We start from the raw sequence: 23,257 nt of genomic DNA, 5'->3' as shown, positions 1-23,257 counted from the left end.
ACGCGGACGGCGCAGCCGATCCCCGTCTCGAAAGGGAGGAGTCGCATGTCCGAAAAGGTTTCGTTCCCCGCGAAGGACGGGTCCTCGGCGACCGGCGAGATCGTCTGGCCGAAGCAGGGGGACAAGTCGCCTGCCGTCGTCCTGATCCAGGAGTGGTGGGGTGTGAACGACCACATCCGCTCTCTGCTCGACCGGCTCGCCGATGCCGGGTTCATCGCCCTCGCGCCCGACCTCTACCACGGCAAGACCACCAAGGATGCCACCGAGGCCAACCGGCTGATGGTCGAGCTCGACAAGCCGCGCGCCCTCGCGGAGATCGCCGGCGCCGTCCGCTTCCTGTCGGCGCACGAGCGGTCGACCGGCAAGGTCGGCGTCATCGGGTTCTGCATGGGCGGCGCGCTGAGCTTCGCCGCCGCCGCGACGATCCCCGAGCTCGCGGCCACGGTGCCCTTCTACGGCATCCCGAGCCCCGCGCCCGACTATGCGCGCGTCAAGGCGCCGATCCTCGCCCACTTCGCCGCGCGCGACGGCTGGGCGACGCCGGCCGCCGCCGAGGCCATCCAGAAGGAGCTCGCTGCCCACGGCCAGTCCATGGAGCTCCACGTCTATGACGCCGACCACGCGTTCGTGAACGACACGCGCCCCGAGGTCTACGCCCCCGAGGCCGCCAAGCTCGCGTGGGAGCGGAGCATCGCGTTCCTGAAGCAGCACCTCGGCTGAACATCGGCTGAGCACGACGCCGCGGACCTTCCTCCGGGCTCCCCGGGACGCGCGGGACGCGCGGGGCGTCGACCGGGCGCGTTCTTTGCCGTCGCGCAGGGAACCCTGATATACACGCTTACATGGCCCTCCCCCCGGTACTCCCGGGCTCGATCCAGCAGGCGGAGTCGCCGATCGACCGAGCGCTCTCGCTGGCGCTCGCGGGAGAGCGGGACGCCGCGCTGCGCTGGGCCGCTGCGCTGGTCCGGCACGACCCGACGATGCCGTCGGCGCTCTGCCTCTGCGGTCGCCTCCTCGGCGAGCTGAACCGGCACGAGGCCGCGCGCGAGGCGTGCTCCACCGCGATCGCCCGCGCGATCGACCTCGAGAACCTGCCGCTCGCCGTGGCGGCCGCGCGCGAGAGCGAGCGCTTCGGCGGCGATCCCGGGCCCGGGCTCGACCTGATCGCCGGGGCGTTCTGCCGGGACTCGCCGCGGCTCGGCGAGGGCGCGCCGCCGCCGCCGCCCCTGCCGGCCGCCGAGGCGTTCCAGCCGCTCGCCTCCGTGCTCACCGGCGCGCTCCTGCTCAACAAGGCGACGGAGATCATCCACGACGCCACGCGCAGGCTGGCCGCCCAGACCGATCACCCCGGGATCGCGCCCCAGCCGGTCTTCTCGTCCGTCGGGCGCGACGCGCTCCGCGCCCTGTGCGGCGCCTTCACGCCCATCTGGGTGGCGGCGGGGGCGACCGTGATCGAGCAGGGCGCCGCGCGCAGCGAGGCCTACTTCGTCGCGCGCGGGGAGCTCGAGGCGCGGCGCCGGCGCGTGGACGAGGAGATCATCCTCGCCCGGCTCACGAACGGCGCCATGTTCGGCGAGATGGCGCTGCTCTCTCGGGCCCCGCGGACCGGGAGCGTCGTCGCCACGCGGCCCTCCATCGTGCTCGAGGTGAAGCGCGACGCGATCGACGACATCGCGCAGCGCGAGCCCGAGGTCGGCCTGGAGCTCGCGGCCTACTGCCGGGACCGCATGGTGGAGAACCTCGTCCGGATGAGCGACGTGCTCCGCGTCGTGCCCGAGGCCGACAGGCCCGCGCTCGTGAAGCGGTTCCGCACGCGCACGTTCGAGAAGAACGAGCGGCTGCTCGTCCAGGATGAGCGCCCCCCCGGCCTGTTCCTCATCGCCTCCGGAGAGGTCGCCGTCGTCCGGCGCGACGCGGCGGACGACGCCCGCGTCGAGCCGCTCGTGCTCTCGACGCTCGGCCCCGGCGACGTCGCCGGCGAGATCGCGATGGTCCTCCGCCGCGCGGCGAACGCCGATGTGATCGCCGTCCACCCCACCGTGACGCTGTACCTTCCGGCCACCGAGTTCATGGGTCTGGTCGAGGATCACCCGGCCGTGCTGGCGCAACTCTACAAGCTCGCGGTCCAGCGCGACGACGAGACCACGAGCATCATGGCCGAGGAGGTCTCCGTGGCCGAGGACTTCGTGTTGATCTAGGGTACCGATCCGATCGAAAAAATTGACGAAACGAACCACGGATGTGCGGAGGTTTTGTTGTTGTCGCTTCTGTGTCTCTGTGGTTCAAACTCTCTCTCGCGCGGCGTTTCAACCTGTTCGGTGCTCTAGCGACGTCCCGCGAGCACGCGGCGGGTGCACCGATTGACGCTCCGCGCCACGCCCCGTAGACTTTCAGTCTATCCGTTGTTGTTGACCGACACTGAACAACCACCAGCGTAGGGAAGGCCACGCTCGCATCACAGGTCCTGCGACAATGACGACGAACGCGTTCGCGCTGGAGGGACAGGTGCTGGTCGGCCGATATCGGCTGCTCCGCCCCCTCAGCTCGGGCAGCATGGGCACCGTCTGGCGCGCGGACGATCTCACGCTGGGCTCGCCGGTCGCGATCAAGATGCTCGGGCCTCTCTATGCGAAGGACGAGACGGTCCGCGCGCGCTTCTACCAGGAGGCGCAGGCGGCGGCGGCGCTCCGCAGCCCGAACGTCGTGCAGATCCTCGATCACGGCGTCGAGAACGACGTCCCCTTCATCGCGATGGAGCTCCTCGAGGGCGAGGACCTCGCGCACCGGCTCGAGCGTGTCGGCGCGCTCGAGCCGGCCGATACGGCGCGCATCTTCGCCGACGTCGCGCGCGCCGTGCGCAAGGCCCACGACGCCGGCATCGTCCACCGCGACCTCAAGCCCGACAACATCTTCCTCGCCCTCGACGACGACCGGGAGGTGGCCAAGGTCCTCGATTTCGGCGTCGCCAAGACGCGCATGTCCGGCAAAGAGGGCATCGGGACGCAGGCGGGCGTGCTGATCGGGACGCTGCCGTACATGAGCCCTGAGCAGGCGCAGGGCGCGACCGTCGATTACCGGTCCGACCTCTGGGCGCTCGGGGTGATCGCGTTCGAGTGCGTGTGCGGCCGGGCGGCGATCACGGCCGAGGCGCCTGGCGCGATGATCCTCGAGATATGCAGTGATCCGCTGCCTGTCCCCTCGAAGGTGGCCTCTGTGCCCGTGCCGCCGGCGTTCGACGAGTGGTTCATGCAGGCGTGCAGCCGTGACCCGAACGGGCGGTTCGCCTCGGCGACGGCGATGGTCGACGCGCTGCGCGACGCGCTCTTGCCGCCCAGCGACGCGCAGGAGGGCGGGCGCGCCTCGGTGAGCTCGATCCCCGGGGGCGCGGGCACCGCGTCGCCCTCCGTCCCGCCGATGTCCGCCGCGCCGCTCTCCGCCGCGCCGCTCTCCGGTCCGCCGATCTCGACCTCCCCGCTCTCCGTCTCGCCGGGTGGGAGCGTGGCCTCGCGGCCGGGCCTCTACGACGAGGCGGGGGCCGACTCGAGGCCTCGCCGCAGGATCCCGGTCCCGGCCGTCGCGCTCGGCCTCGCGGCTTCGGTCCTCTGCGGGGTGCTCTTCATCGGCTGGCGCGCGCTCGGCGACGACCCGATCCCGCATGCGCCGCCGTCCGGCGCGGCCTCGCCGCCGGGGACGCTCGAGACAACGCCTGTCGTCGTCCCGGCGAACAATCCGCCGGCGGAAGCGAATTCGCCCAGGGGGGCGCCGGAGCTCGCGCCTTCCCAGGACACGACGGCCGCGGCGACCTCGACGCCCGCGCCCCGCGCCGGCTCCGCGCTGGATGCCAGCGCTCCGGCCGCGGCCGCCTCCTCGGCCCGGGCGGCGCCCGCTCGCCCGGGCAAGGCCGCGTCCTCCTCGCCGCGGCCCAGGTCCGCGGCCCCGCCCGCGGCCTCCAGCGCGACGCGCCCCAGGTCCGACCGCCTCGGCTTCTGAGGAGACGAATGCGCGCGCGATCGAGCGTCTCGGGCACCGCCACCATCGCGTTCGCGCTCGCGCTCGCGCTCGCGGCCACCGCGCGGGCGGCCGACGTCGACCCCGCCACCATGAACGCCGCCCGAGCCCTCGCCGAGGAGGGCCTCGACCTCTTCGACAAGGGCCAGTATGCGGCGGCGCTCGACAAGTTCGGGCGCGCGGACCAGCTGATCCAGGCGCCGACGATCGACCTCTATGCCGCGCGGTGCCTCGAGCAGCTCGGGCGCCTCATCGAGGCCTCCGAGCGCTACCTGCAAGTGAGCCGCACCTCGCTCGATGCCTCGGCAAGCGACGTCTTCAAGGCCGCTGTCGCCGACGCCGGGAAAGCGTACGACGATCTCAAGCCACGAATCCCCAGGCTCGCTGTTGGGGTGCGCGGCGCCCCGGAGCGCGAGGTGCAGATCACCATCGACGGTAAGCCGATGCCACCTGCGCTGGTGGGGGTCAGCCAGCCTGTCGATCCTGGCAAGCACGTCGTCGAGGCCGTGTGGACGGGCCGTGTCGTCCGGCGGGAGGTCGCGCTCCAGGAGCGGCAGGAGGCGGCGGTCGCGCTCGAGTTCCCCGTCGGTGTCCGCCCGCCCATCGTCCTCCCCCCGCCTGCCGGCCCCGCGCCGGGGACCACGCAGCGCGTGCTCGGCTGGACCGCCGTCGGCACGGGCGCCGCGGCGCTCGTGGCTGGTGGAGTCACGTTCGGCATCACGAGCGCGCTGCGCGGCGAGCTGATCGACCTCGGGTGCACCGACGACGTCGTGTGCCCGGACACGCCGAAGACGCGCGAGAAGCTGGGCTCGTACAACGACATGCGCCTCGTCCCTGCGCCGGCGTTCATCGTGGGCGGGGCGCTCGCCGCGGGCGGCGTCGCGCTGCTCCTCACCGCACCGTCGGCGGCGGCGAAGCCCAAGGGCGCAGCGGTCCGTCCATGGATATCGCCGTGGGGTGCCGGGATCGCGGGGGTGTTTTGATGAAACGCAACGGCTTCATGATCCTTGGCGGCGCGGTCGGCCTGGCCGGCGCGCTGGGCGGGTGCTTCGACGAGGGCGTGCTCGTGCCGGGCGCCATCAGCGGCAGCGGCGCCGCGCAAGGGGGGATGGGCGGTGTGGGCGCCGCGGGAGGCGCGGGCGGCACGGGCGGCGCAGGCGCCGCGGGAGGCGCGGGCGCCGCGGGAGGCGCGGGAGGCGCGGGAGGCAACGAGCCCTGCACGCCTTGTTATACAGGCCCCGAAGCGACCAAGGGGGTCGGCGAGTGCAAGGAAGGCTGCCTGCGCGGCGGCTCGTGCGACGGCGAGGTGGTCCCCACGGCCGAGGGCTGTACGACGAAGGAGAACGACGAGAGCTGCGACGGCGTGGCGGCGTGCATCGGAGCGCACGACTGGAGCGCCAAGCTCGGAGGGAACGGCGACCAGATCGGGGTTGACGTCACGTTCGACAGGGAAGGGCACATCCTGGTCGCGGGTGCCTTCAGCACCAGCCTGGATTCCGTCGGCAGCCAGGGAGCGTCCGTCAGCAGCCAGGGAGCGTACGACGGCTTCGTCGTCCAGCTCGGTCCCGGCGGCGGCGCGAGGGGGTGGTCGAAGGCGTTCGGGGGGAACGGCTCGGATTTTTCCACTCGCGTGGCGCTCGACAAGAACGGCGGCGTGATCCTGGCCGGGACCTTCGAAAACACACTTAACTTCGACGGGGCGTCGCTCACGAGCGCAGGCAGCTCGGACGTGTTCGTGGCGAAGCTCGACGCGATTGGCGGCCTGGACTGGATCAAGACGATCGCCGGTCCGAGCGTCGATAGAGTTTACGGGCTCGCGGTGGATTCGAACGACAACATCGTCGTCGCTGGCAGTTTCACCGACTCGGCCGACGTGCTGGGCGGGAAGCGGGTGGGCGGGGACTACCTGACGAGCAAGGGTGGAGAGGACATCTTCGTCGTGAAGATGGACGCCCTCGGGAAGCTCGCCTGGAGCAGGAACTTCGGCGATACGACAGCTGAGGTCGCGAACGACGCTGCCGTCACGCCCGACGGAGGCGTGGTCCTGGTCGGCCGCATCGCAGGCAGGGTGTACTTCGGGACGACGCTCCTCACTGCGCAGGGCGACGACGCCTTCATCGCGAAGCTCGACGGGAGCGGGACGCCGCTCTGGGCCAAGATGTTCGGCGACACCATGAGCCAGGAATTCACGGCGGTCGCGGTGGACGCGAAGGGGGACATCGTCGTCGCAGGGAGCACCGGGGGAACGATCAATTTCGACGGAGCGCCGCGGAGATACGCCGGAGGAAACGACGCGGTCGTCGCCGCCTTCAACGCGGAGGGCAAGCACCTCTGGAACCGTCTGTACGGCGACGCCCGAGATCAGAAGGCGCTGGGGGTGGCGGTCGACCAGGCGGGCAACGTCATCGTTGTCGGAGAGTTCGAGAGCGCCATCGACTTCGGCGCCCCGAGCCCGAGGCTCCAGTCCCTCGGCGGCAACGACGCCTTCTTGGCGAAGCTCGCTCCGAACGGCGATACGGTCTGGGCCAAATCGTTCGGCGACGCGTCGGAGCAGCGCGCCCGGGCCGTCGCCGTGGATGAGCTGGGAGCCATCGCGCTGACGGGCAGCTTCAGCGGCAGGATCGATCTCGGGGGGGAGCCCCTGATGAACACCGGGGGCCCCGACGCCTTCGTCGCCAAACTGCAGCCCTGACGGCCGGCTGCCACCTCGCGACGAGGCGCTCGCGTCACCGGATCCCGCGGAGGCGCGGCAGTGGCCGGACTACGGCCGCAAGTGGCCGGAATCGTTGGCTCGATCGGGGCGCTTCCGGTCGCTGCCCGGAGGCGGCCCTCCCTCCGCGCCGGCAGTTCCGTGTTGCCGGCGCGTGGTGCAGGACCTCCGTTGGACCAGGGGACGCATCGAGGTCCGGTGAGCCGTCCATGCACCAGAACGAGTGATCCACCCGGATCTCGCGCGACTCGCCTCCGGAGCACCTCGTGAGTCCTCGTTTTGCGGTGAGAGTCCACGTTTCGCGGCGTGAGCCATCGCTTTGCGGTGGGAGTCCTCGCTTTGCACCGCTGTTTGCTTCACGGACGATGCACACGGTGCCAGCGCAAGGCGAGCTCACCTGGCACCACACTTGCCAGGAGGCCCCCCCACTTGCTTAGAGGAGGAATGGCTCACGCAGGAGGAGGTCTCGCGCGATGAGGAACACGCAACAAAGCCCGGGAGGGCTCTACCAGGCCCCTGCCACGTACACCCAGGGGACGAGAGGGCCCGCCAGCATCGCGCCGGTGGCGGCCAGCGTGCCGCCCATGTCGGGCTCGGGGGACCTCGAGCGCGAGCTCGAGGCGATCGCCCAGGGCGTGCGGCAGAAGCGGCGGGGTCGGTTCGCGTTCTGGATGGGTCTGGTCGTGGCGGCCGTGGCCGCGGTCGCGGTGACCACCTTCGCCGGCAAGGTGAAGGAAGCCGAGGCGGGTCAGGCCGAGGCGGTGGCCGCCCGCGTCGCCGAGCAGGACAGGATCGCGCAGCTCAACCTCCAGCTCGACGAGCGCAACCGGAAGATCACCGAGCTTACCCTCGCGCTCGATGCCGCCAAGAGCGACGCCGAGAAGGCGCAGAAGGCGTTCGCCGATTACAAGGCGACGGCGGCGACCAAGGCGCTGGCCGAGGGTGGTGACGTGGCCGACGCGAAGACGCCGACCGTCAAGGGGGCCGCAACCGCAACCCTCCGCGGCCGAGCGGCGACGTCCGGCAAGGCGGCGCGGGGCGCCAGCACGGCGGCGCGGGGCGCCAGCGCGGCGGCGCCGGCCAAGAAGGGCGGAAAGTGCGTGTGCAAGGCGGGCGACCCGCTCTGCGGCTGCCTGTGAGCGCCCGCTCACGGCTCGTCTCTCCTTGATTCTCCCTATCTTCTCCAGACACAGCTGACAGAACGAAGACACCGGCGAGCGCAGCGTGGACCGCGCGGCGGCGCCGGGCGAACGGCGGGCCGCCGACGCGCGCTGCGCTGAGGAGCGCGGCGCAGCGCCTCGGCCGGGGCTCACGGCACGTTCGCCGCACCAGGGGTGATCGTCGCGGAGAGCGCCCAGTCGGCGGCCGCCTGGTTCGTGTCCCTCCCGTCGGGCAGGCGGCAGAGCGATCCAGCCGCCGTGCCGCCGTCCGCCACGGTGGCCGGCAACGCGTCGCCTTCGACGAGGCTCACGCTGACGCTCCCGATCGTGACGGCGGTGATGCTCCCCTCGTAGGAGAGCGCGTCGATCACGGCCCCTGTCATGGTGTTCATCAGCGCGATCCCGTCGGAAGCCCCGTTCTGCATCCGGTCGGTCTGCGCGCCCGGGAACGCGATCGTCACCGCACCTTTCGCCACGACGCCAGGCATGGTGTCGGTGCCGACCACCGCCGTGCTGCCGACGACGAGGTACTGGCCAGCCGCGAGCGTACCGGCGGAGCTCAGATCGAGCGTCCTGTAGGCGGAGGGCGCGCTGCTGGATCCATCGACCAGCACGAGCGCATGGCCCGTGAGATCCACGGGCGCGCCGGTACCATTGTAGATCTCGATGAACTCGGCCCCATCGCCGCCCGGCTGATCATAATCCACCTCGTTGATCACGAGCCCTGCCGTCGCGGCCGCCGCCCCAAGGGTCGTCACGAGGTCCTCGACGCCGCGCGGCTCGACCTTCGAGTCGTCGTTCCGGTGGGTGAGGACGCCGCGGATGCTCGCGAAATGCTGGCCTTCCGCCGGGAAGGGGCTCGACCGATACAGGAGGTCGTCCACGCACAGATCGCCTGTGATGATGAATTCATGAACCATCGTATCGAGCCCGATCACCGTGACGTCCTCCACCTCGACGAGGACCCCCTCGAGCGCGGCAGCGCGCGCGCCGCCCGTCGCGATGTCGGCCGGCGCGACGAGCTGCGGGTCCGGCGCCGCCTCGCCGAGCGACGCGATCACCTCGACCACGGCGGACCCGAGCTGGATCTGCCCGAAGTAACTCGCGATCACCGCGCTCGGGATCCGCACGCGATCGCCGACCAGCACGGTGTTCTGCGGGCTGTACACGTAGACGCCGGAGTACGCCGGCCCCGCGTACCCCGGGTCGCCCGGCTTCGCCTGGACGAAGAAGCCGCTCCCGTGCTTCCCGGTCACGAGCACGTCCTCCAGGGCCACCGTCTCGCCCTCCGCGCGCGTGCCGTCCTTGATATCGTAGATCGCCACCGTGCAGCCCAGGGCCCCTGCGTTCGCCTGGTCCGGGCACAGATCGCACGGGTCGCCCTTGCCGTCGCCGTCCGCGTCGGCCTGATCGGGGTTCTGGAGGCTCGGGCAGTCGTCCGCGCCGTTCTCGATGCCGTCGTTGTCGGCGTCGTTCGGGTCCGGCGGCGAGCAGAGCGAGCTGCCCGCGTCGAGCGGGCACGCGTCGCAGGCGTCGCCGTCGCCGTCGCCATCGAAGTCGGCCTGGACCCCGTTGTCGAGCGGCCGGATCGGGTTGAAGACGCTCGGGCAATCGTCCGCGCCGTTCTCGATGCCGTCGCCGTCGAGATCCGCGTCCGTCGGCTGCCCGGTGTAGACGGTCGAGCCGTTCACCGAGGCGTTCCGGGGCGCGCTCTCCGCGCGCGACGGGGTGCAGAGCGGCTCGCGCTCGGGCTCGCCGCAGAAGAAGGCCGGATAGATCTCGCCCGCCTGCCGCTCGAGGTCCTCCAGCTTCATCCCGATCTCGTCCTGCAGACAGACCTGCTTCGACGCGCCGCACACCTCGACCGCGTCGCACGCGTCCGCGCCCCGGACCGCGGACACCACGGCCGCGTCGCCGTACAGGACCTTTCCGCCGCGCATCACGAGGACGACGTCCTCGGGATCGGCGGCGACGACAGCGCGGTGGCTCTCGCGCTCTCTGCCGTCGAAGATCGCGATGTCGGCGACCTTCCCCGTGGACAGCGCGCCGATCACGTCGTCCGTCGCGGTGACCGCGGCGGCGCTCCCGGTGACCATCCTCCACAGCTCCTCGTCGGTGAAGAAGCCGTCGTAGTACGTCTCGTTCAGCGCCGCCGCGCACCGGAGCTCCCGCAGGAGGTTCATCGACCCGGTCGCGATCCAGTCGGTGCCGAGCGCGATCTGCACCCCGAGGCGGGCGGCGGCGGTGACCACGGCGGTGTCGCCGTAGAGCGTGATGTTGGAGCGGGGAGACCAGATGAGCGCCGTGCCCTCCGCCGCCATCGCCGCATAGTCGGGCGCGGTCAGGCCGATCCCGTGGATGAACGCGCTCTGCGGCTCGAGCACGTCGTTCGGCTTTGTCTTCAGGCAGACGAACTCGTTGCGCGCCGACGCCTCGATCCCCTCGGCGACATGCGGGCAATAGGCGTCCTCCCCCTCGACGTCCTCCCCCGCCACCATGTCGGCCGAGTAGCCGCAGCCGCTCACGATCTCGCGGCCGCCCGTGTCGTCGAGCGGGAACGTGTCGAAGTGGACAGCCTTCTGGCCCAGGCCCTCCTGGTCGGCCCGGTCCAGGTTCCTGAGGAGCCCTGGCGCGCTCCCCGATCCGACGATCGAGGTCGCGCCGCCCATCAGGAAGCGGAGCTCGCCCCAGCGGATCTGCGCCTGGCTCGCCATGCCGGGCGCGTCGATCCTCGTGTGCTTGTTGTTGCCGGTGCGCCAGTCGTGGCGGTGCTCATAGCGCTCCTCGGTCGGGGTATACGGGCTGTTCTGCGTGTACGTGATGTGATCGTGCGTGTTGATGAGCGCCGGGGAGACGACGCCGGTGGGGCACGTGATCTCCGTCGCGCCCGCCGCCTCGCAATCGCAGCCGACGCACGCGATCGCGCCCCGCTCGTCCACGAGCACCCGCCCGCCCCGGTACACCCTGCCCGGGGCCAGCACGACGCCCCGGATCAGCGTCGCGCCCGCGCCGGCGACCACCTCGCACGTCCCCTGCGGGAGCGGCGAAAGCTCCTCGCAGACGGTCTCCTCGGCCGGCGTCTTCGTGCAATCGATCTCGCAGCCGTCGCCCGTCGCGACGTTCCCGTCGTCGCACTGCTCCCCCGGATCGAGGGCGCCGTCGCCGCAGCGCGGGGGCACCTCGATCTCGCACGCCGCCGAGCAGCCGTCCCCGGCCGCCGTGTCGCCGTCGTCACACGCCTCGCCCGGGTCGAGCGCGCCGTCGCCGCAGCGGGGCGCCGCTGGCTCCTCGCGCTGGCACGTCGGCGAGCAACCGTCGCCCTCCGCGGCAGAGCCGTCGTCGCACGCCTCGCCCTCGTCGACCACGCCGTCGCCGCAGACGCCGAAGCGATCGCCCGCGGCGTCGCGCCCGCAGCCATTGAAGAGCAAAAGGACCACGTGCACGGCCATCCGCCGCGCGAAGCGCGCCGAGCTGTGAGGCATGCCCCACCTGTCGGCGACGAGGGCGCCCGAGTTGCCTTCAAATGACGCGGCGGCAGCGCACCATCGCGATCGCGCCGATCGCGAGCAACGCGAGCCACCCCACATCGGGCCGCGTTCCGCCTCCGCTGGTCGCGCCCGCTGCATAACTGCAGGAGCTCGCGCGCCGCTTTCCGTCGATCGGCCGCCCCATCTGCCCGCTGCTGCCGGGCGGCGAGCCGGCTGCAACGCCGCCGCCGCTCGATCCGCTCCCCCCGCCGCCGCTCCCCGTCCCCCCGCCTTGCTCCGTCGGCTCGCAGTTGTCGGCCGACTCGCTGAACGCGTCGAGCGCGAGCTTGTCCACCCCGACCTCGTCGACGAGGCCGAAGGGCTGCTCGTCGAGCGGCGCGTCCTGGTAGCTGGCCCAGACGACGCTGGCGACATCGTCGCGCTCGGAGAGGAGATCGAACGATGTGGTCAGGTTCGCCGCCTGGAGCTCCTCGCCGACGAGCGCGCTCGACCACGCGATCCCGGTCACGGCGAAGGGGCTCTCGTCTCCCTCCTCGTCGGCGAGGTCGCGCAGCTCGTCGAGGTAATCGCCGAGCGCCACCGGATCGACCTCGGTGCCCTGATAAAAGAACAGCTGTTGACCGAGGCGAGACCACGGCGTCCGCTGGCCGAAGCGCGCCTCGAGATCGTCCCACACCGGCTGCGCGTAGAGCTCGCGCAGGTAATCGACCCCCGAGAACGGCGCGGCCGGGTCGTCCGAGGCGAGCAGGCCGCCCGTGGTCAGCGACAGCTCGTCGACGTTGAAGAGCGCCTCGTTGCGGATGCGGATCTCGGCGAGGATCCGCGCGAGCACCCGGGGCAGGATGAAGGTGCAGCCCGCGTGCTGCGGGTCGACCGTGGGGTCGGGGAGCTCGGAGCAGTTCGGCTGACTCCAGATCTCCCACTGGACGACGTCCCCGGCGTACCTCGTCATGAGCGCCTCTGCCGTCTCGGCGAACGCCTCTACATACGGGTTGTTGCCGTCCCGGTCCGGATCGTCATTCCAGACATCCTGTTCTTCTCCGAGCGTGCGGTGAGAAAGGAGCCCGACCGGCTCGAGGCCCGCGGCGCGCGCCGCGTCGATGATGGCGTCGTACTCCTCGAGCTTGTCGTCGTCCCACGCCTCGGCGCCGTCGAGCAGGAACTCGACGCGCACGGCGCCGGCGCCGGCCCGCGCGAGCCGTTTCGCGTGATCGCCGTCGAGGATCACCTCCCCTTCGTCGACGGGCGCCCCGGGATCGATGCCATAGAAGCCGCACGGCACGCCGCGGGCACCGAACGCCGGGGGCGCGACGAAAAGCGCGGAGGAGGCGGCAAGAGCGACAATGGCTGCACGCATGTCGCAAGGATAGCTGGGATGAGCGCCTCGACCAAGAAACGACCCCGACATGAACCATCCATGGTAGGGAGAGGCTTCACATGGCTTTCCTGGAACCGGAAGAAGCAGAGCACGGGCAACTCGGGGTCGCCCCTCCGAGCGGCGAGGCCGACGGCGACATGGAAGCGGCGGGCGACGGGGGCGTCGAAGGCGCGCCCCCGGCCCGGAGCTGGCGCGACTGGCTGCGAGGCGCGCCGCTCTCCGAGCGCCTGCACCTCGCGTTCGGGCTCGTGTTGCCGGCGTTCCTCCTCGTCGTGAACATGGTGCGTGTGCGCTCGTTCACGATCGACGACGCGTACATCTCCTACCGCTACGCGCGCAACTTCGCCCGAGGCCTCGGGCTCGTCTACAACGCCGGCGAGCGCATCGAGGGGTACACGAACTTCCTCTGGACCGTGCTGCTCGCGGGCGGAATCAAGCTCGGCCTCGACCCGGACATCGTCGCCAAGGTGCTCGGCGGGCTCGCCGCCTGCGGCTCGCTCGGCGCGCTCTACCTCCTCTCGGCCCGGCTTCGCCCGCACGGCGCGGTCCCTTGCATCGCCACGTGGCTGTTCGCGAGCTCGATCGTGCAGAGCGGATATGCCGTCTTCGGCCTGGAGACGCCGCTGTTCGTCCTGCTCGTCCTCGCGGGCACCGAGATGATGTTCCGCGAGCGCGATCGGGGGACCGGCTTCCCGTATTCGGGCCTCGTCTTCGGGCTCGCCGGCCTGACGCGCCCGGAAGCGCCGATGTTCATCGGCATACCGATGCTCTTCCTCGGCCTGCGCTTCTTCGGGCGGCAGAACCTCCTCCGCGGCGTCGTCTTCGCCGCGCCCATCGCGTGCCACATGCTCTGGCGGCACAGCTACTACGGCACGTGGCTGCCGAACACGCTGAGCGCCAAGACCGGCAGCCTCGCCGAGCAGCTGGCCGGGGGGCAGCGCTACCTCGCGGAGTACGCGGAGCACACGTGGCCGGCGCTCCTGCTCGGGCTCTTCGGCCTCTGCGTGGCGATCGTCGCGCGCCACCGCGACGCGCTCTGCGTCGGGGCCCTCGCGCTCGCGGTGGGGGGCTACGTGCTCCTCGTGGGCGGGGACTGGATGCCGTACTACCGCTTCATGAGCCCGTTCGAGCCGTTCTGCTTCCTGCTCGCGGGCCTCGGGGCGCGCGCGCTGCTCGAGCCGCTGCTCGCCGAGCTCTCGGCCCGCGCCGCGGACGCGCCCGAGGGCAAGGCGATCGCCCTCGCCGCGGGGGCCGGCGTGCTCGCGCTCGGCTGCCTCGTCGCGCTGGGCGCCTTCCGGGCGCAGCGGATCGAGCGCGCCCAGCACCGGATCCTCGACGACGAGAAGCGGTTCTGGGACAGCGCCGCGGGCGGCGTGGCCCACTGGTTCCAGGAGCACGGCAAGCCCGGCGAGGTCGCCGTGGGCGACATCGGGTACATCGGCTATGTGACCGACTATCCGGTGCTCGATCTCCTCGGCCTCGTCGATCCCGTGATCTCCAAGCTCCCGGGCGGCTACACGCGCAAGACGGGCCCCGGCTACGTGCAGCACGTCTTCGACAAGATGCCGCGTTACTTCGTGTTCGTCGGCGGCGCCGACACGTGCGACAAGCTCCCGTTCCCGGCCCAGGAGAAGCTCCGCAAGGACCGGCGTTTCCGGGGCGTTTACGAGGTGGCCGGGATGGTGCGCCACAGCAAGAACGGCTACTGGTGCGTCTTCGAGCGGTCGAACGACGCCGCTCCGGCCCCGGCGCCCTGAGCCTCGCCGCGGAGCGGCGACGCTCGCCACGACAGCCGCGCCTCGCCGCGGAGCGGCGACGCTCGCCACGACAGCCGCGCCTCGCCGCGGAGCGGCGACGCTCGCCACGGCAACACGCGTCGGATGCCGGATGGCGGATGGGTGGCGAGACGAGGGCGGCCCTACCGCGGGCGCGCGCGACCCCACCGCAGCTCCGCGAGGTTTGCTAGCATCGCCGCCCCATGCCCTGGCTCTGGTACGTAGGTCCCCTTGCGTTGCTCGTCGTCTGGTTCCTGACCGGCTTGCGCGGTCGGCACGAGGCGCGGCGCGACCGCGAGCTCGCGCGGTGGCGCGCGCTGATGACCCCGGAGGCGGCCCCGGCCCGTCCCGGCGCGAAGCCCGGCGGCCGGAAGGCCGACGCCGGCGCCGACGGCCCTCGTCCGGTGCGCTCGTTGCCATCCAGCCTCGAGCACACGCTGCAAGAGACGGGCGGCGGCGCGGTGCTCGCCCGCTACGAGCTCGTCCCGAAGCTCGCCTACGTCGCGGTCGTGGGCCCGGACGCGAAGAACGGCAGCGAGTACCAGGTGGTCCTCACAAAGCTGGCCAAGGCTGCTCCCCGGCTCACCGTGTGTCCGCTGCCCATCGTCGATGGCACGCGTGCCCCCAACACCGGCGTCCAGTTCAAGAAGGACCCGGAGTTCATGGAGCAGTTCCTTGTCGAGGGGCCTGAAGCGAAGGCCATCGGCAGGTGGCTCTCGAAGCCCATCCGCGAGGCCCTGATCGACCTCCCCGATGCGTGGCTGTTCGTGCAGGATCGCGCCATGGCGCTCGCCGTGTACGGCCCCGTCGACGCCGACCGCATGGAGGAGCTCGTGATCGCCGCCGACGCGATCTTCGCCGAGCACGGCAACGAAGGCGCTCCCTCCCTGCTCTTCGACGGCAGCGGCGACGCTGACGACGACGACGGCGAGGAGGACGACGAAGACGACGAGGACGAAGAGGACGAAGAGGACGAGGAGGCCGCGGGCGCCGAGGGCGCCGTTCGCTGAGCACGGCCGAGCCGAGCCATGGTAGTCCTCGCAGGTGGGCCTGATTGAACGCGAGATCGCTGCTCTCCTCCGCTCTCCTGCTCTCGCTCTGGCTCACGGCGCCACCTGCCGCCCCGGCAGAGAAGAACAGCTGGGCTAAATCCCAGGGATCGCGTGCGGAGATCGAGCTCGACGTCCTGAGCAAGTCGGCCTCCTGGGCCATGGACGATGTCACGTCCGAGGTGAGCACATTCGGGCTGACCTTCGATCTCCGAGGTCAGCTCGAGCGGTTCGGCCGGCTCCACCTCGACGTGGATCTCCCGCTCGCCTACGGCGACGTCTCCGCGACGTTCCGGTCCACCCGGCTCGGCGTCGACGAGAGCAGCAGCGCCGGCAGCCTTCTCTTCGGCAACCCCACGGTCGGCGCCCATTATGCGCGCGCCCTCTCGCGCAAGCTCACCGTCTTCGGCGGCGGCGCGCTCTCGATCCCCGTCCTCAGCGCCCCCGACGCCGACGCCCGCGCCACGCTGCAGGCGACCGCCCCCGCGCGCGCCTCCTTCGACCTGCACCGGCTCACCGCCGGGCACCTGCCCCTGAGGGTCCTCGGCGGCGTCGAGGCGGAGCTCGCCGCCCGGCTCGTCTACCGCGCGGACACCGCGGTGATGTTCGCCCTCCCGACCAGCAGGGCCGGCGTCGAGCTCGTGGTCGAGCAGGGCGACGAGCTCGAGCTGCGCGGCCGAGGCCCCTACGGCGGCGGGCTCCGCCTCCAGGCCGCGCTGACGCCGACCCGCGACGACAGGATGCAGCTCGCGATGGAGCCGTTCTTCACCTACACGCTGAAGCAGCCCGGCTTCTACGCCCGGGCGGGCCTGCTCGTGGCGATCGACGCGCCGCTCGGGTTCGGCCTCGCCGAGGACAAGGTCGCCACGCTGCGGCTCGCGGCCGGCCGCAGCTTCTGACCGCGCCGGGCCGCAGCTTCTGACCGTGCCGGGCCGCAGCTTCTGACCGCGCCGGGCCGCAGCTTCTGACCGCGTCGCCCGCCTTCGCGCGCCGCCCGCGCCGAGCCAGACGCCCGCCGTCCGTCAGGGGGATCTCCCGCGCCCCCTGTCGCTCGCCGTCGTAGGCTTCCCTGGAGCGGGAGCGAGCGAAAGGCGGGGCGGTCACCATGGGCGAGCAGCACGTCTCCGAGCAGGCGAGCGAGGAGCAGCACCACGCGTTCATGCGGGCGCTGCTCGACGACGTGGAGGCGCTCGAGCGCCTCCTCCGGGAGGATCGCATCGAGTCCGGCGTGCGCCGCATCGGCGCCGAGCAGGAGATGTTCCTCGTCGATCGCGCGCTCCGACCCGCCCCGCTCGCGCTGGAGGTCCTCGAGCGGGCCGCCGACGCTCGGCTCACGACCGAGCTCGCTCGCTTCAACCTGGAGGCGAACCTCACCCCCCTCCCGTTCGGCGGCGACTGCCTGCGGCGGCTCGAGGCCGAGCTCTCGGAGGTCATCGGGCTGGCTGCCGAGGCCGCGCGCTCCGCCGGCGCCGACGTCCTGCTCACGGGCATCCTCCCCACCCTGCGCGCCGGCGACCTCCGCCTCGAGAACCTCACGCCGGCGCCTCGCTACCACGAGCTCAACCGCGCGCTCTTGCGGCTGCGCCAGGGCGACTTCCGGGTCTCGATCCACGGGCTCGACGAGCTCGAGATGACCCACGACAACATCCTGCTCGAGTCGTGCAACACGAGCTTCCAGGTCCACCTCCAGGTCGGGGCGCGGGAGTTCACGTCGCTCTACAACCTCGCGCAGGCGGTGACCGCGCCCGTCCTCGCCGCCGCGGTCAACTCGCCGCTGCTCCTCGGGCAGCGGCTCTGGCACGAGACACGGATCGCCCTCTTCGAGACGTCGGTCGACACCCGCCCGAACACGCTCGAGGGCCGGCAGCACAGGCCCCGCGTCCACTTCGGCGACGGCTGGGTGCAGGGCGGCGTGCTCGAGCTCTTCCGCGAGGACATCGCGCGGTTCCGCGTGATCATGACCGCCGAGACCGGCGAGCCCCCCGCGGCCGTGCTCGCGCGCGGGGAGGTGCCGGACCTCAAGGCCCTGCGGGTCCACAACGGCACCGTCTACCGCTGGAACCGCCCCTGTTACGGGGCCCTGGCCGGGGTCGCGCACCTGCGCATCGAGAGCCGCGCGCTGCCCTCGGGGCCCACGGTCCTCGACGAGGTCGCGAACGCCACCTTCTTCTTCGGCCTCATGTCCGGCCTCGCGGCCGAGCACCCGCGCATCGACCTCGAGATGCCGTTCGAGGACGCCAAGGCGAACTTCTTCGCGGCGGCCCGCCACGGCCTGAAGGCGCAGCTCACGTGGATCGGCGGCCGGAGCCTCCCTGCCCCGGAGCTCATCCTCTCGCACCTCCTCCCCGCCGCCCGGGCGGGCCTCTCGGCCGCGGGCATCGACGCCGCCGACGTCGACCGCTACCTCGGCGTCGTCGAGGAGCGGGTCCGCCGCGGCCAGACGGGCGCGCAGTGGGCGCTCGGCTCGCTCGCGTCCATGGCCGGGCGGGGCACCCCGGAGCTGCGGAACCGCGCCCTCTGCGCCGCGATGCTGGCCCGCCAGCAGGAGGAGGCCCGGGGCGGCGGGGCCGGGCGCCCGGTGCACGCGTGGGAGCCCGCCGCGCTCGAAGACGACCAGGACCTCGTGCGCGACAGCTACCGGACCGTGGGCCAGTTCATGTCGACCGATCTGTTCACGGTGCGGCCCACCGACATCGTCGACTTCGCCGCGAGCGTCATGGACTGGCGGCACGTGCGCCACGTCCCGGTCGAGGACGAGCAGGGCCGGCTCGTCGGCGTCGTCTCCCACCGCGCGCTGCTCCGGCTCGTCGCCCGCGGCGCCCCGGCCGCGCCGAGCGGATCCGCGCCGCCCACGGTCGCGTCCATCATGCGGCCCGACCCCGTGACCGTCGCGCCGGACACGCCGACGCTGGAGGCGATGCGGATCATGCGCGAGCACCGCGTCGGCTGCCTGCCCGTCGTCGCGGGCGAGCGGCTGGTGGGCATCGTGACGGAGCGCGATCTCCTCGACGTCTCGGCGGCGCTGCTCGAGGCCTTCCTGCGCGAGGCGTGAGCAGGCGCGGCCGCCAGCGAGGCGCGCCGGAGCGGAAGAGAGAGAGAATGAAACGCAAAGACGCAAAGACGCAAAGGCGCAAAAAGGAGCGAGAAAAAAAATCCTCTCGACGTCTTTTTGCGTCTTTGCGCCTTTGCGCCCTTGCGTTTTTTATTCTTCGACCGGCCGGCGATCTAGAGACGCTTCGCGGAGCAGCGCTCCCGCGCGGATCTCACAGATCGCTGATCTCGACGCACGTCATCGCGTCGCCCTTGGCCTGGCAGTCGAACACGGTGCCGTACGTCTTGAAGAAACCCTGCTTCGTCCGCGTGACGTGGTACCGCGTCCCATCGATCTGCCGGATGCTCGTGTAGCTCCCCTGACAGCCGATCGCGCCGAGGCTCGCGAGCAAGAGCCCGAAAATCAAAGAACGCTTCATTCGCTCCCCTCCGTCGTTACCTCGACCTCGGTGCACTCCGCCTTGCCCGGCGCGTCAGGGCACATCCACATCGCAGGCTGGTTGTTCTTGTGACCGGCCACATACACATAACCCGGCGCCGCCGGCGCCGAGTCGCTCGCAAACGTCGCACAGCCCGCGAGCGCCGAAGCACCGCAGAGCAACGCACTGCATAGAACGAGTTTCCGCATGGCCAACCACGCTATCGGCAAGCTCAACCGTGGGCCAAATTAGCGCTCAGGCTGTCCCAACCGCTCTTCCTCCCACGTCGCTCTCTCGTGGAGCGCCTCGCCGCCTGCGACACGCTCGCCGCCCACGGTTGACACGCCGCGTTAGCGCACCTAAGGGAATTGCCCCAACCGGTGTGCGCTGGCACGCCGGGATCCGGGGGCTGCGCGGGGCGCGCGGGGCGGGCTCGCGATGGGCTCTCCGGCAGCAGAGGAGTCGACATGGCTTCAGGCAAGAATGGGAAGGGCGGCAAGGACCGGGTGGCGGTCGTTGCCGGGCTGCGCACGCCGTTCACCAAGGCAGGGACGGCGCTCAAGGCGCTGCGCACCGTCGATCTCGCCGCCACGGTGGTCAAGGAGCTCCTCCAGAGGAGCGAGGTGACCCCGCGCGACATCACGCTGGTCGTCTACGGCCAGGTGGTGCCGACGCTCGACTGGCTCAACATCGCGCGCGAGGTCGTGCTGCGCACCGGCCTGCCCAAGGATACCGACGCCTACAGCGTCTCGCGCGCGTGCGCGACGTCGCTCCAGGCCATGACGAGCGCCGCCGAGGCGATGCTCGCCGGCCAGCACCACGTCGCCCTCGTCGGCGGCGCCGACAGCATGAGCGACGTGCCGCTCGGCGTCTCCCGGAAGCTCGCCTCCGCGCTGACCGACTTCCAGAAGGCCAGGTCGCTCGGCGCCCGGCTGGAGATCCTCTCCCGCCTCTCGCTGAAGGACCTCGTGCCCCCGATCCCGGGCTTCTCGCGCGAGCCGACCACGGGCGAGCAGATGGGCGAGGCCGCCGAGAAGATGGCGAAGCAGAACGGCATCTCGCGCGCCGAGCAGGACGCGATCGCCCACCGCTCGCACACGAACGCCGCGCGCGCCTGGCGCGACGGCACGTACGCCGCCGAGGTCATGCACGTGATCCCCCCGCCCTACGACAAGCCGGTCGAGCGCGACAACGTGGTCCGCGACGACTCGACCCTCGAGGCCTACGCGAAGCTGTCGCCGGCCTTCGATCGGCGGCACGGCACGATCACCGCGGGCAACGCGTCGCCGCTCACGGACGGGGCGAGCGCCCTGCTCCTGATGCGCGAGGGCAAGGCCAAGGCGCTCGGCTACCAGCCGCTCGGGTACGTCAAGTCGTGGTCCTACGCGGCGGTCGACCCGGGCTGGCAGCTCCTGATGGCCCCGGTGCTCGCCGTGCCGCGGGCGCTCGAGCGCGCCGGCCTCTCGCTCGCCGACATGGACCTCGTCGACATGCACGAGGCCTTCGCCGCCCAGGTCGCGTCCAACCTGAAGGCGCTCGCGTCGCCGTCGTTCGCCGCGGAGAAGCTCGGCCGGTCCGCCCCCGTCGGCGAGATCGATCCGGAGAAGCTCAACGTCAACGGCGGCTCGATCGCGCTCGGCCACCCCTTCGCGGCGACGGGAGGGCGCATGGTGCTCTCCACGCTCCGCGAGCTCAAGAAGCGCGGCGGGCATCACGCGCTCCTCACCGTCTGCGCGGCGGGCGGCCTCGGCGCCGCCGTCGTCCTGGAGGCCGCATGACCACGACATCCGCCGCCGCCACGCCGGCCCCCGCGGCCGCGAGCCCGCTCTCCCTCGAGGTGCGCCCCGACGGCGTTGCCGTCGTCACCTACGATGTCCCGGGAGAGGCGGTGAACACGCTGAAGCCCACGTTCACCGGCGATCTCGAGCGGATCGCGGGCCAGATCGCGAGCAACCCGCTCATCAAGGCGGCGATCCTCGTGTCCGGCAAGGCCGACACCTGGATCGCGGGCGCCGACATCGACATGCTGAAGAGCGTCGCCACGGCGGCCCAGGCCGAGGCGATGTGCCGGGCCGGCCACGAGGCGATCCTGCGGATCGTGCGCTCGCCGAAGCCGATCGTCGCCGCGGTCCACGGCGCCGCGCTCGGCGGCGGCCTCGAGGTGGCGCTCGCCTGCCACGCCCGGGTGCTGAGCGACGACCGGAAGACGGTGCTCGGCCTGCCCGAGGTGCAGCTCGGCCTGCTCCCCGGCATCAACGGGCTCCAGCGGCTCGCGGAGCGCGCCGGCCTCCAGGCGGCGCTCGACCACGGCCTCACCGGCAAGAACATGCGCCCCTCGAAGGCGCGGCAGCTCGGCGTCGCCGACGACGTGGTCCCCGTGGCCATCCTGAGGGAGACGGCCGCGGCGCTCGCGCTCAAGCTCGCTGCGGCCGGCCCGCCGTTCCGGCCCAAGCGCGGGAGCGCGCCGAAGCTCGACTCCGCCGCGCTCACCCGCGCGGCCCTCGAGCGGAACCCGATCGGCCGTGCCCTGCTCTTCCAGCAGGCGGCGCGGCAGGCGCGCAAGAAGACCGGCGGGCACTACCCGGCGCCCGAGCGGATCATCGACGTGCTGAGGACCTATGCAGAGAAGGGCTTCGAGGCGTCGAAGGAGGTCGAGGCGCGCGCGTTCGGCGAGCTCGTCGCGTCGAGCACGGCGCACCGGCTGATGGAGCTCTTCTTCGCGACGAACGCGATGAAGAAGGACACCGGCGTGGACGACCCCGCCGTGCAGCCGAAAAAAGTCGAGAAGATCGCGATGATCGGCGCCGGCCTGATGGGGGCCGGCATCGCCTATGTCAGCCTGAACGCCGGCATCCCCGTGCGGCTCCGGGACCGCGACGACGCGTCGATCGGCCGCGGGCTCAAGTACGTGGCCGACATCCTCGGCGAGCGGGTGAAGAAGAAGCAGCTCACGCCGCTCGAGCGCGACGAGAAGCTCGCGCTGCTCACCGCGACGACGGACGGCTCGGGCCTCCGGAGCGCCGATCTCGTGATCGAGGCGGTCTTCGAGGATCTCGCGGTGAAGCACGCGGTCCTGCGGGACGTCGAGGAGCACGGCAAGGACGGGGTGATCTTCGCGTCGAACACGTCGTCGATCCCGATCTCCCGGATCGCGGCCGCGTCGAAGCGCCCGCAGAACGTGGTCGGGATGCACTACTTCAGCCCGGTGCACAAGATGCCGTTGCTCGAGGTCATCCGGACCGAGGCGACGTCTCCCGAGGTGGTCGCGACGGCGGTGGCGGTCGGCAAGCGGCAGGGCAAGACGGTCATCGTCGTGAACGATGGAGTCGGCTTCTACACGAGCCGGATCCTCGGGCCGTACATGAACGAGGCGAGCTGGCTGCTCGCCGAGGGGGTCGCGATCGAGCAGGTCGACGGGGCGCTCGTCGCGTGGGGCTGGCCGGTCGGCCCGCTCGCGCTGCTCGACGAGGTGGGCATCGACGTGGCGGCGCACGTCGGCCCGATCATGCTCGAGGCGTTCGGCGACCGCCTCGCGCCGCCTCCCACGATGGCCAGGCTGGTCTCCGACGACCGCAGGGGCCGCAAGAACGAGCGCGGGATGTACCTGTACGGCGCGGCGGCGAAGAAGAAGGGCAAGGGCAAGCACGCCGACGAGAGCGTCTATGGCGTGCTCGGGTTGCCGGTGCCGAAGGCGAAGGACAGCCCGCCGGTGCCGGTCGAGGAGATCCAGCTGCGCTGCTCGCTCCAGCTCGTGAACGAGGCGCTGCACTGTCTCGGCGAGGGGATCCTCCGGAGCCCGCGCGACGGCGACGTCGGCGCGATCTTCGGCCTGGGCTTCCCGCCGTTCCGCGGCGGGCCGTTCCGCTACGTCGACAGCCTCGGCGCTGCGGAGGTGCTCCGCCGCATCGAGATCTACGAGCGCCGCTTCGGCAAGCGCTGGACGCCCGCCCCGGCGCTCGTCGAGGCGGCGAGGACCGGGAAGCCCTTCTACGGCTGAAGAGAGAGAGAAGAAAAAAACGCAAAGGCGCAAAGACGCGAGGAGAAGAAGGAACAACTCTTTCTCTCCCCCTTGCGTCTTTGCGCCTTTGCGCCTTTGCGTTTTAAATTCTTCATCCACCCACCACGCTCGCCGTTTCGATCCAGCTCCCTGGCCCTGTCCGACACAGCCCCCGGGCCCTGATGGCCCGCGCCTTGCTCTCCTCTCGGCGAGGGACCGGGC

The 23,257-nt window shown here is 71.5% G+C and carries 16 protein-coding genes; 12 read left to right on the top strand and 4 right to left on the bottom strand.

Features of this window, described 5'->3' with window-relative positions; genetic code table 11:
• Window positions 1–45 precede the first annotated feature (45 nt).
• The 6 genes from WMF29_RS00335 (at window position 46) to WMF29_RS00310 (ending at window position 7,857) form a co-directional block, all read left to right on the top strand.
• Complete coding sequence (locus WMF29_RS00335) at window positions 46–720, top strand: dienelactone hydrolase family protein (protein ID WP_437326921.1); 675 nt, start codon at window positions 46–48, stop codon at window positions 718–720.
• A 122-nt stretch (window positions 721–842) separates the two neighbouring features.
• The gene (locus WMF29_RS00330; RefSeq protein WP_437326920.1) at window positions 843–2,198 is read left to right on the top strand and encodes a cyclic nucleotide-binding domain-containing protein; all 1,356 of its coding nucleotides are present in this window, start codon (window positions 843–845) and stop codon (window positions 2,196–2,198) included.
• 274 nt (window positions 2,199–2,472) lie between these two features.
• On the top strand, window positions 2,473–3,990 hold the full coding sequence (locus WMF29_RS00325; RefSeq protein ID WP_437326919.1) for a protein kinase domain-containing protein: 1,518 nt from the start codon (window positions 2,473–2,475) through the stop codon (window positions 3,988–3,990).
• Window positions 3,991–3,998: 8 nt separating this feature from the next.
• The gene (locus WMF29_RS00320; protein WP_437326918.1) at window positions 3,999–4,991 is read left to right on the top strand and encodes a tetratricopeptide repeat protein; all 993 of its coding nucleotides are present in this window, start codon (window positions 3,999–4,001) and stop codon (window positions 4,989–4,991) included.
• The gene (locus tag WMF29_RS00315; protein WP_437326917.1) at window positions 4,991–6,700 is read left to right on the top strand and encodes an SBBP repeat-containing protein; all 1,710 of its coding nucleotides are present in this window, start codon (window positions 4,991–4,993) and stop codon (window positions 6,698–6,700) included. The genes WMF29_RS00320 and WMF29_RS00315 overlap by 1 nt, the downstream gene beginning before the upstream one ends.
• A gap of 491 nt (window positions 6,701–7,191) precedes the next feature.
• The gene (locus tag WMF29_RS00310) at window positions 7,192–7,857 is read left to right on the top strand and encodes a hypothetical protein (protein ID WP_437326916.1); all 666 of its coding nucleotides are present in this window, start codon (window positions 7,192–7,194) and stop codon (window positions 7,855–7,857) included.
• Between the two features lie 170 nt (window positions 7,858–8,027).
• On the opposite strand, the gene WMF29_RS00305 is transcribed toward WMF29_RS00310, so the two are convergent.
• Both WMF29_RS00305 and WMF29_RS00300 read right to left on the bottom strand, forming a co-directional pair.
• Window positions 8,028–11,360 carry a lamin tail domain-containing protein gene (locus WMF29_RS00305; RefSeq protein WP_437326915.1) on the bottom strand — a complete coding sequence of 1,111 codons (3,333 nt, stop codon included), beginning with the start codon at window positions 11,358–11,360 and terminating at the stop codon, window positions 8,028–8,030.
• 37 nt (window positions 11,361–11,397) lie between these two features.
• Entirely contained in the window at window positions 11,398–12,723 is a 1,326-nt protein-coding gene (locus tag WMF29_RS00300) for a hypothetical protein (RefSeq protein ID WP_437326914.1), read from the bottom strand.
• Between the two features lie 80 nt (window positions 12,724–12,803).
• Here WMF29_RS00300 and WMF29_RS00295 point away from each other — a divergent pair, with 80 nt between their 5' ends.
• The 4 genes from WMF29_RS00295 to WMF29_RS00280 all read left to right on the top strand — a co-directional run bounded on the left by WMF29_RS00295 (window position 12,804) and on the right by WMF29_RS00280 (window position 18,620).
• A complete protein-coding gene (locus WMF29_RS00295; protein WP_437326913.1) occupies window positions 12,804–14,501 on the top strand; it encodes a hypothetical protein in 1,698 nt (565 codons plus the stop codon).
• 221 nt (window positions 14,502–14,722) lie between these two features.
• Window positions 14,723–15,529, top strand: coding sequence for a hypothetical protein (locus WMF29_RS00290; RefSeq protein ID WP_437326912.1), 807 nt, complete (start codon window positions 14,723–14,725; stop codon window positions 15,527–15,529).
• 44 nt (window positions 15,530–15,573) lie between these two features.
• Window positions 15,574–16,467 (top strand): hypothetical protein, encoded by an 894-nt coding sequence (locus WMF29_RS00285; RefSeq protein ID WP_437326911.1) that lies wholly within the window; start codon window positions 15,574–15,576, stop codon window positions 16,465–16,467.
• A gap of 206 nt (window positions 16,468–16,673) precedes the next feature.
• The gene (locus WMF29_RS00280; protein ID WP_437326910.1) at window positions 16,674–18,620 is read left to right on the top strand and encodes a CBS domain-containing protein; all 1,947 of its coding nucleotides are present in this window, start codon (window positions 16,674–16,676) and stop codon (window positions 18,618–18,620) included.
• A 211-nt stretch (window positions 18,621–18,831) separates the two neighbouring features.
• Here WMF29_RS00280 and WMF29_RS00275 read toward each other — a convergent pair whose 3' ends face one another.
• The gene (locus tag WMF29_RS00275; protein ID WP_272097100.1) at window positions 18,832–19,038 is read right to left on the bottom strand and encodes a hypothetical protein; all 207 of its coding nucleotides are present in this window, start codon (window positions 19,036–19,038) and stop codon (window positions 18,832–18,834) included.
• The gene (locus tag WMF29_RS00270; protein WP_437326909.1) at window positions 19,035–19,247 is read right to left on the bottom strand and encodes a hypothetical protein; all 213 of its coding nucleotides are present in this window, start codon (window positions 19,245–19,247) and stop codon (window positions 19,035–19,037) included. Before WMF29_RS00270 ends, WMF29_RS00275 begins: the two co-directional genes overlap by 4 nt.
• A gap of 258 nt (window positions 19,248–19,505) precedes the next feature.
• Here WMF29_RS00270 and fadI point away from each other — a divergent pair, with 258 nt between their 5' ends.
• Together fadI and fadJ are read left to right on the top strand one after the other, a co-directional pair.
• A complete protein-coding gene (fadI, locus tag WMF29_RS00265) occupies window positions 19,506–20,816 on the top strand; it encodes an acetyl-CoA C-acyltransferase FadI (protein WP_437326908.1) in 1,311 nt (436 codons plus the stop codon).
• On the top strand, window positions 20,813–23,035 hold the full coding sequence (fadJ, locus tag WMF29_RS00260) for a fatty acid oxidation complex subunit alpha FadJ (RefSeq protein WP_437326907.1): 2,223 nt from the start codon (window positions 20,813–20,815) through the stop codon (window positions 23,033–23,035). The genes fadI and fadJ overlap by 4 nt, the downstream gene beginning before the upstream one ends.
• The last annotated feature ends 222 nt before the right edge of the window (window positions 23,036–23,257 follow it).

This window comes from Sorangium sp. So ce381 (assembly GCF_051473845.1).
Classification (GTDB): Bacteria; Myxococcota_A; Polyangia; order Polyangiales; family Polyangiaceae; genus Sorangium; species Sorangium atrum.
This window is presented reverse-complemented; position numbering and strand designations above follow the sequence as displayed.